This is a genomic window from Hydrogenophaga sp. 70-12 (assembly GCF_001897365.1).
GTDB classification, from domain to species: domain Bacteria; phylum Pseudomonadota; class Gammaproteobacteria; order Burkholderiales; family Burkholderiaceae_C; genus Hydrogenophaga; species Hydrogenophaga borbori.
The window spans coordinates 17,277-26,290 of the sequence record NZ_MKSS01000017.1; the positions used below are offsets into that span (position 1 = coordinate 17,277).

The 9,014-nt window shown below is 69.5% G+C and carries 9 protein-coding genes; 2 read left to right on the forward strand and 7 right to left on the reverse strand.

Annotated elements, in window-relative coordinates:
- From BGO22_RS01180 to BGO22_RS01195, 4 genes are all read right to left on the reverse strand, one after another.
- The coding region (locus tag BGO22_RS01180) for an AEC family transporter (RefSeq protein WP_286848409.1) at positions 1 to 644 on the reverse strand (644 nt) is incomplete at its 3' end.
- Between the two features lie 29 nt (positions 645 to 673).
- Positions 674 to 1,084, reverse strand: a complete 411-nt coding sequence (locus BGO22_RS01185) for a DUF1850 domain-containing protein (protein WP_083293247.1) — start codon at positions 1,082 to 1,084, stop codon at positions 674 to 676.
- Positions 1,085 to 1,097: 13 nt separating this feature from the next.
- Positions 1,098 to 3,152, reverse strand: a complete 2,055-nt coding sequence (locus BGO22_RS01190) for a TRAP transporter permease (protein ID WP_070399911.1) — start codon at positions 3,150 to 3,152, stop codon at positions 1,098 to 1,100.
- A 72-nt stretch (positions 3,153 to 3,224) separates the two neighbouring features.
- A complete protein-coding gene (locus BGO22_RS01195) occupies positions 3,225 to 4,184 on the reverse strand; it encodes a TAXI family TRAP transporter solute-binding subunit (protein WP_083293248.1) in 960 nt (319 codons plus the stop codon).
- 217 nt (positions 4,185 to 4,401) lie between these two features.
- Between BGO22_RS01195 and BGO22_RS01200 the strand changes: the two genes are divergently transcribed.
- Positions 4,402 to 5,379, forward strand: coding sequence for a tripartite tricarboxylate transporter substrate binding protein BugE (locus BGO22_RS01200; RefSeq protein ID WP_070399912.1), 978 nt, complete (start codon positions 4,402 to 4,404; stop codon positions 5,377 to 5,379).
- Between the two features lie 8 nt (positions 5,380 to 5,387).
- The gene (gene xerD, locus BGO22_RS01205; protein WP_070399913.1) at positions 5,388 to 6,305 is read left to right on the forward strand and encodes a site-specific tyrosine recombinase XerD; all 918 of its coding nucleotides are present in this window, start codon (positions 5,388 to 5,390) and stop codon (positions 6,303 to 6,305) included.
- A 6-nt stretch (positions 6,306 to 6,311) separates the two neighbouring features.
- On the opposite strand, the gene BGO22_RS01210 is transcribed toward xerD, so the two are convergent.
- The 3 genes from BGO22_RS01210 to BGO22_RS01220 all read right to left on the reverse strand — a co-directional run.
- Positions 6,312 to 6,890 (reverse strand): DUF1439 domain-containing protein, encoded by a 579-nt coding sequence (locus BGO22_RS01210; protein WP_070399914.1) that lies wholly within the window; start codon positions 6,888 to 6,890, stop codon positions 6,312 to 6,314.
- A gap of 31 nt (positions 6,891 to 6,921) precedes the next feature.
- Positions 6,922 to 8,406 (reverse strand): sensor histidine kinase, encoded by a 1,485-nt coding sequence (locus tag BGO22_RS01215; protein ID WP_070399915.1) that lies wholly within the window; start codon positions 8,404 to 8,406, stop codon positions 6,922 to 6,924.
- A partial coding sequence (locus BGO22_RS01220) for a sensor histidine kinase (protein WP_286848414.1) occupies positions 8,403 to 9,014 on the reverse strand: 612 nt, incomplete at its 5' end. The genes BGO22_RS01220 and BGO22_RS01215, both read right to left, overlap by 4 nt.

Below are 9,014 nucleotides of genomic sequence, written 5' to 3' on the forward strand. Positions count from 1 at the left end.
GAGGCCATGCTGCCGAACTGCATGCCCGCGCCGGCCGCCATGAGACCCAGCGCCAGCGAGGCCTGGCCGATGCGGTTGACCGTGGGCGAGAGCCAGTCGGGCAGCGAGAAGCCCAGCAGGTTGGCGAGCAGGCCCGAGGCGGTGGCGATGATCAGCGGGTTGCGCAGCAGCTCGCGCCCGAAGCCCTTGTTGGCGTGGCGCGCCATGGGCCAGACGGCCCCCACGTTGAAGATGGGCACGCAGCAGCCGATGATCACCGCCACCATCAGCAGCGCCTGCGGGCCGGCGATCCGGTCGGCCAGCGCGAGCAGGATGAAGGAATTGAAGCGAAAGCCCACCTGCGCGCTGGCCGCGTGCAGCCGCACGTCGATGCGCCGGCCCAGCCAGGGCCAGTGCGGCAGCGAGTAGGTGAGGGCGATGGCGCACAGCGCGAGCGACACGGCCGCGCCGACCAGGGCGGAGGCGGCCCCCAGGTCCAGCGGGTTCTTGACGATGCTCTGGAACAGCAGCACCGGGAACAGGAAGTAATAGACCAGGCTCTCGACCTGCTCCCACACCGGGCGGTTGAGTTTGGTGAAGCGGCACACCAGGTAGCCGCACAGGATGAGCGAGAAATCGGGAAAGAGCAGTTGGGCGAAGTTCACGGCGCGAATCGTAAGGGCGCGACGTGGCCTCAGCGCGACGCCGCCCGCTCGCAGGCCGTCATTTCGGTGACGTTGCCATCGGAGGGCAGCCAGTGGCCCATGGGCTGGCAGCGGCCGTTCACGCACAACTCGAAGTCGGCGGTGAACTCCGAGCGCGTGAGCGGCAGCCGCCGGGGCGATCGCTCCGTGGGCGTGTAGTGGTACCAGCCGTCGCGCAACCGCGCGTCGGGCGGCGGTTCCATGCCCGCCGCGGAGCCCTTGATGCGCGCGGCGCTGGCCAACAGGCGCGCGGGCGGTCCGCTCACCTCGTAGTCTTCTTCCCAGCGCACCTTTTCGATGCTGTGCGTCCACGCCAGGGTGAAGTGCCGGCCCGGCACGAAGACCACTTGTTGCGGGGCGGCGGCCAGCGCCAGGCACAGCCCCAGCAGACCCGCCGACACTTGGCCGCCCGCCTCAGCGCGCGCCGGCCCGGCCCATCGCCGGGCGGCGCGTGCGCCACCAGTGCCAGGCGACGAAGAGCACGATCGCCGCCAGGCCGATCTCGTCGGTGAGTGGCAGGGCGGCCACCAGGAAGCAGGCAGCCACCACCGCCCACAGGCGTTCCCACCACGCCAGCGGCGCGAACAGGAAGCCGATGGCGCCGGCCCCCCACATGGCGATGGCCAGCACCGCCTTGAGGACGACGTAGGCCACGGCGCCCCAGTCGTCGCTCTGCAGCATCAGCGCGGGGGAGTACACCGCCATGAAGGGCATGATGAACCCGGCGATGGCCACGCGGATCGCCTGAACGCTGATCTTCAGCCCCGTCTCCCGCGCGATGGGCGCGGCCGCGAAGCAGGCCAGGGCCACCGGTGGCGTGAGGTCGGCCATGATGCCGAAGTAGAAAACGAACATGTGCGAGACGATCAGCGGCACGCCGAGTTCCAGCAGCACCGGTGCGGCGAGCGAGCTGGTGATGATGTAGTTGGGGATGGTCGGAATGCCCATGCCCAGCACGAGGCAGGTGAGCATGGTCAGCAGCAGGGCTAGGAACAGGTTGTCGTGCCCGATGGCGATCACGCGTCCACCGATTTCGGCCGCCACGCCCGTGAGGTTGATGACCCCGATGATCACGCCCACGAGCGCGCAGGCGATGGCCACCGGCAGCGCGTGGCGCGCCCCATCCACCAGGCTCTGCACGGCCAGCTGGCGGGCATCGCCGCCGCGGCGAAGCGCAAAGGTCAGGGCGATCAACAGCAGCGTGATCACGTAGAAGGTGCCCACCCCGAAGCGGTAGAAGCCCGCCGTGGCCAGGCCCAGCAGCACCCAGGCCAGCACGCGCAGCGTATGGCCTTTGACGCCGCTGATGACGGCGGCGCCGAAGATCAGGATGACCGTGAGCCCCAGCCCCACCGTGCCCGAGAACAGCGGTGTGTAGCCGGAGAACAGCAGGCCGACCAGGCCGGCCAGTGGCAGCAGGAGATACCAGCGGTCCTTGACGGCGGTCCAGGGATTGGGGCATTCGTCTTTGGGCAGTCCCAGCAGGCCCTTGCGGCCGGCTTCGAGATGCACCATCCAGAACGCGGTACCGAAGTAGAGGATGGCGGGAATCAGGGCGGCCTTGACGATGTCCACGTAGGGCACGTTGATCGTCTCGGCCATGATGAAGGCCACCGCGCCCATCACCGGCGGCATGATCTGCCCGCCCATGCTGGCGGTGGCCTCCACGCCGCCGGCGAAGGCCGGCGAGTAGCCGAACCGTTTCATCAGCGGAATGGTGAACTGGCCCGTGGTGACCACGTTGGCCACGCCGGAACCGTTGATGGTGCCCATCAGTCCGGAGGAGATGACCGACACCTTGGCCGGGCCGCCTCGGGTGTGGCCCACGGTGCCCATGGCGAAGTCGTTGAACAGGCGGATCATGCCGGCCTGTTCCAGGAAGGCGCCGAACAGGATGAACAGAAAGATGTAGGTGGACGACACGTAGGTGGGCGTGCCGTAGATGCCCTCGGTGCCGAAGCCGAGTTGGCCAACGACCTGGTCGAGTCCATAGCCCCGGTGGGCGAGCACGCCGGGCAGGTATTGGCCGAACAGGGCGTAGGCAAGAAACATCGCGCAGATCAGCGGCAGGCCCCAGCCCATGACCCGTCGCGCGGCCTCGAACACCAGTGCGATGGTGACCACACCGACCACCCAGTCCGGTGCGATCAGCTCGCCCGCGCGCGCGGTCAGGTCGGCTTCGTAGACCCAGTGGTACAGCCCGAACAGGAAGCCGACCCCGCCCAGCACCCACCCCAGCGCTCGGCCGAGCGCGCCCAGTGCCCCCTCGCGCTGTCCGAAGGGCGGGTACAGGGCGAAGATCATCAGCAGGACGAAGCCCACGTGGATGGCCCGAATCACCTGGCTCGACAGGGGATGAAAGGAGGCCATCCAGATCTGGTAGGCCGAGAAGGCGATGGCCACCCAGAAGATGGCGCCGCGCAAGGGCGCGTGGGTGGGGGTGTCGGCAGAGGGTGTCGCGTCGCTCATGAAATCCTCGACTCGGGACGGGCAAGAAAGCAGAACGGCCCCGTGCGGGGCCGTGTGTTCAAGGCAGAAGGCCTATTTGATGAGGCCCGCTTCCTTGTAGTAGCGCTCGGCGCCCGGGTGCAGGGGAACCGGCATGCCCTTGATGGCATTGGCGGGGTTGATGGCCTTGGCCGCGTTGTGCGCGGCGTGCAGCTTGTCCAGGTTGGCGTAGAGCTGCTTGGCCATCTGGTAGGCCAGTTCGTCGGAAACACCGGAATGCGTGACCAGGAAGTTCGGGATCGCCGCCGTGGGCACATCGGCCGCCTGGCCGCCGTAGGTGTTGGCCGGGATGGTGGCCGGCTGATAGGCCGGATCGCCGACCTTCGCAACGACCTCGGCGGGGATCGGCACCACCACGATCTTCACCGCCGTGGCCAGGTCGCGGATGGAGGCCACCCCCAGGCCGGCGGACTGCAGCGTGGCGTCGAGCTGGCGGTTCTTGATGAGCTCGACCGATTCGCCGAATGGCAGGTACTCCACCTTGGCCAGGTCCTGGTAGCCCAGGCCCGCGGCCTTGAAGATGGCGCGGGCGTTGAGTTCGGTGCCCGAGCGCGCGGCGCCCACGGACACCCGCTTGCCCTTCAGGTCGGCCAAGGTCTTGATGCCCGAGTCCGCGCTGGCCACGATCTGGATGTAGTTGTTGTAGGTGGCCGAGAGGCCACGCAGCTTGTCGAGCTTCTTCGTGAAGCCAGCCTCGGCGTTGCCGTTCCAGGCGTCGGACACCGCGTCGGCCAGGGAGAAGGCCAGTTCACCGCGGCCGGCCTGCAGCAGGTTGAGGTTTTCGGCCGACGCCTTGGTCACCTGCGCGGTGGCGCGCGCGTTCGGAATGCTCTGCCCATACACCTGCGCCAGCGCCACGCCGAGCGGGTAGTACACCCCGGCCTGGCCGCCGGTCAGCACGTTGACGAACTGTTGTTGCGCCAGGGCGGCGCCACTGGCGGCGAGTGCGGCGGCCAGGCTGATGCCCAGGCCGATGTGGCGGATCAGACGCATGCGATGTCTCCTGATGTTGTGGTGGATGAGGGATGGGCGACCTTAACCCAGGGTTCGGCCCCCGCGCTTCGCGGGAAACGCGTAGGCGGCCCCGGGTTTTCCCCAGGCCGTAGCACCACGGATGCCTGTCGTGGGGCCGTGGCCCACAATGGCGCCCGCCGTGGGCATGCTGTTTGCGTGCCGCGTCGCCGTCATTTCCCCCTTTGGAGTCCATCGCATGGTCCTACGTCGCTCCGTCAACCTGGCCGCCCTGGCCATGGGCCTGGTTCTTGCCGCCGGCCCGGTGCTGTCCCAGGGTTTTCCCAGCAAGCCCGTCACGCTGCAGGTGCCGTTCGCGCCCGGCGGCACCACCGACATCATCGCCCGCGTCATGTCCGAACCGCTGGGCAAGGCGCTGGGCCAGAACGTGATCGTGCTCAACCGCGCCGGCGGCGGTGGCGTGGTGGGGGCGCAGGAACTGGCGCGCGCCACGCCCGACGGCCACTACATCGGCGTGGCCACGGTGTCGACCACGGCGGCCAACCCGGCGATCAACCCCAAGATCCCGTACGACACGCTCAACGACTTCACGCCCATCATGAACATCGCGGCCACGCCCAACGTGATCGCGGTGCACCCCAGCTTCCCGGCCAAGGACTTCAAGGCCTTTCTCGAAGAGGTGAAGAAGAACCCCGGCAAGTACAGCTACGCGAGCTCGGGCACGGGCGGCATCGGCCACCTGCAGACCGAGCTGTTCAAGAGCCTGACGGGCACCTTCATCACGCACATTCCCTACCGCGGCGCGGGCCCGGCCCTCAACGACACCATCGGTGGCCAGGTGCCGATCATTTTTGACAACCTGCCCTCGGCGCTGCCGCATATCCTGGGCGGGCGCCTGATCGCGCTGGCGGTGGCGGCGCCGCAGCGCGTGGCGGCCCTGCCCAACGTGCCCACCTTCAAGGAAATGGGCCTGGAGCCGGTGAACCGCATGGCCTACTACGGCCTGATCGGTCCCAAGGGCCTGCCGGCCGATGTGGTGAACAAGATCCACGCCGCCGCCGCCGAGGCGCTGAAGGATCCGGCGGTGCGCAAGCGCATCGAGGACACCGGCTCGCTGGTGGTGGGCAACTCGCCGAGCGAGTTCGCGGCGCAGATCAAGGCCGAGTTCGAGGTCTACAAGCAGGTGGTGGCCAAGCAGAAGCTGCGGCTCGACTGATTCGGCGGATGGCCCCCAGCAAGAAGGCCGACGAGCACCCCACGCTGTCGGCCTTCATCGACAGCCTCTGGCTCGAAGAGGGGTTGTCGCGCAACACCCTGGATGCCTACCGCCGCGACCTGGCGCTCTTCGACGCCTGGCTGCGCGGCCAGGGCAAGGCCCTGCCCGAGGCGCTGGAAGCCGACATCCACGGCTATTTCGCCGAGCGCCACGCGCAGACGCGGGCCACCACGGCGAACCGCCGCCTCACGGTGTTTCGCCGCTACTACCGCTGGGCCCTGCGCGAGCGTTTCATCACCGCCGACCCGACCCTGCGGCTGGCGCCCGCGCGCCAGCCGCTGCGCGTGCCCAAGACCTTGAGCGAGGCCCAGGTGGAGGCCCTGCTGGCCGCGCCGGACGACGGCACCCCGCTGGGCCTGCGCGACCGCAGCATGCTGGAGCTGATGTACGCCAGCGGGTTGCGCGTGAGCGAACTGGTCACCCTCAAGACCTGGCACCTGGGGCTGGCCGAGCAGGTGCTTCGCATCACGGGCAAGGGCAACAAGGAGCGGCTGGTGCCCTTCGGCCAGGTGGCGGGCGACTGGCTGCAGCGCTACCTCACCGAAGGCCGGCCGGCGATCCTGGGCGGCCTGGCGAGCGAGGACCTGTTCGTCACCTCGCGCGGCGCGCGCGCCGGCTCGGCCATGACGCGCGTGATGTTCTGGCAGCTGGTCAAGCGCTACGCGCGCGAGGCCGGCATCACCGCGCCGCTGTCGCCGCACACCCTGCGCCACGCCTTCGCCACCCACCTGCTCAACCACGGCGCCGACCTGCGCGCCGTGCAGATGCTGCTGGGCCACGCCGACATCTCCACCACCACCATCTACACCCATGTGGCGCGCGAGCGGCTCAAGACGGTGGTGGCGCAGCACCACCCGCGCGGCTGAGGGCCGTCACAGTGGCTTGAGGACCAGGCCGATCACCAGGCCCGTCTCGGTCACGGTGATGGGGCCCGGCTGCAGGCCCATGGCCTCCACGGCCTTCAGGTCCTGTGGCTGCAGCTGGTGCAGCACCACGTCGCGCAGCGACTGCTCGGCCAGCGCGGGAGCGTAGGCGTTGAGCATGTCCACCACCTCGGGCCGCAGCGTGGGAAAGCGCAGGCGGCTCAGGTGCAGCTGCTGCGCGCGCAGCGTGCGGTCGCTGGCCTCGTAGCGCAGGGCGAAGTCGACGTCGAAACCGCCCTGGTGCGTGCGGTGGAGGGCCGGGCCGCTGGCCTGCACCGCCATCTCGGCGAGCAGACGGTTGCGTTGGGGCAGCAGGCGCAGGCGGGGCGTCTGCAGGTCCAGGTTCAGCACGCCGGGCACCGGGTAACGCAGCGGGAAGCGCTGCGCCAGCGCCTGCTGTATCTGCTCGGTGGAGACGGCGTACCCGGCGGGCTTGCCCTGGTCGGCGTCCGCCGCGCGGGCCGTTGCCGTGGCGCCGAGTGCGGCGCACAGCCAGGGGAAGGAGAGGAGCAGGGTTCGGCGGTGCATGGGCGGTTGGAGGCCCACCCGCCGTGAGGGTTCAGCCGCCCAGCGTGAAGTACACCGTGGCGCCCCGGCCTACCTCGCCCTGGGCCCAGATCTCGCCGCCGTGGCGCTGCACGATGCGCTGGGCGATGCTCAGCCCCAGGCCCGAGCCGCCGTAGTGCTGCTCGTCGTGCAGGCGGAAGAAGGCACCGAAGAGCTTGTCGGCGTGGACCATGTCGAAGCCGCAGCCGTTGTCGCGCACGAAGTACACCACCCGCCCGTCCTCGTCCTGCCGGCCGACCTCGATGAGGCCCTGCTCCCGTTCGCGAGTGAACTTCCAGGCGTTGCGCATGAGGTTGTCGATCACGCTGCGGATCAGCGCGTGGTCGGCCTGCACACGCAGGCCGTCGGCCACCTCGACGCGCATCTCGCGCGCGGGTTCGGCCTCGCGCAGGGCGCGCTCCACCTCGCGCGCCAGCGCGCCCAGGTCCACCTCGGCGCGGTACAGCGGCGCGCGCGACAGCTTGGACAGGCTCAGCAGCGCATCGATGAGCTCGCCCATGCGGTGCGCCGCGTGCGACATGCGATCGAGCATGCGGCGGCCGTCGTCGCCCAGCGCGGCGCCGTGGGTTTCGGCCAGGATCTGCCCCAGGCCCGAGATGGCGCGGATGGGCGAGCGCAGGTCGTGCGCCGCGGTGTGGCTGAAGGCCTCGAGCTCGCGCACGTGCTGGCGCAGCTCGGCGGTGCGCTCCAGCACGCGGTCTTCGAGTTCTTCGTTGACGCGCTGCATCGCCAGGCGGGCCTGTTCGCGTTCCGTGACGTCCTGCACCACGCCGCGCACCCGGCCGTCCGGGTCGGCCACGGTGTCGAGCTGCAGCCAGCGGTGGCCGCCGTCCATGGTCCGCGCGCGCAGGGTGTGGCGCCGCGGCCCGGGCTGCGCCCAGTCGTCCCTCAGGCGCTCGCGCCCGGCCTCGTCCAGCCGCGCCAACAGGGCCGACAGCGGGTGCTCCCCGGCGGGGTCCAGTCCCAACCGTTCGGCCGGCGGCCCGCTCAGGTGCAGGCGGTCGGCCGTGGGCAGGCAGTCGATCAGCCCCATGGCCGCGGCGTCCAGCGACTGGCGCAGCAGCGCCTGGCTCTCGCTCAGCGCCGACTGCATCGCGTGGCGCTCCAGGGCCATCTGCACGGTGGCGTGCAGCTCGCGTTCGGAGAAGGGCTTGATGAGGTAGCCGTAGGGCCGCGTGCGGCGCGCGCGCTCCAGCGTGGTGTCTTCCGAGTACGCGGTGAGGTAGATGATGGGCAGGTCGAAGTCGCGGTTGAGCGCGCGGGCCAGCTCGATGCCGTCCATTTCGCCCTTGATGTGGATGTCCATGAGCACCAGGTCGGGCCGCTCGCGCGAGACCAGCGCCAGGCCCTCGGCGCCCGATTCGGCCAGGCCGGTGATGCGGTAGCCCATGTGCTGCAGCCGCTGCTGCAGGTTGAAGGCGACGATGCCTTCGTCTTCCACGATCAGGATCTTCGATGCACTCGCTGCGGCGGTCATGCCTCCCCCTCCAGGTCGAAGCGCAGCGTGAACCGCGTGGGGTTCGCGCGCTGGATGTCCAAGCTGCCGTTGAGCTGTCGCGTGAGCAGCTGCACGAGCTGCAGCCCCAGCGTGGTGGTCTGTTCGAGGTCGAGCGTGCCGGGGATGGCGTGGCCGTCGTTGCTGACGGACAGCTCGATCGTGCGCTCGCCATGCTGCTGCACGGACACCGTGATCTGCCCGCCGCGCCCCTGCGTGAAGCCGTGCTTGAGCGCGTTGCTCACCAGCTCGTTGATGACCAGGCCGCAGGGGATGGCCTCGTTGATGGGCAGCTTGACCTCGTGCGCGTCGATGGCGATGGACACCAGGCCCGCCACCGAGCGGTAGGACTCGGTCAGGCTGGGCAGCAGCTCGTCGAGGAAACGCTGGAAATCGACGCGCGCGAAGTTGCGCGACTGGTACAGCGTCTGGTGGATCAGCGACATCGAGCGGATGCGGTTCTGGCTGTCGCGCAGCACCTCCACCACCTCGTGGTCGGCCAGCTTGAGGGCCTGCAGGTCGAGCAGGCTGTGGATCACCTGCAGGTTGTTCTTCACGCGGTGGTGCACCTCGCGCAGCAGCAGGTCCTT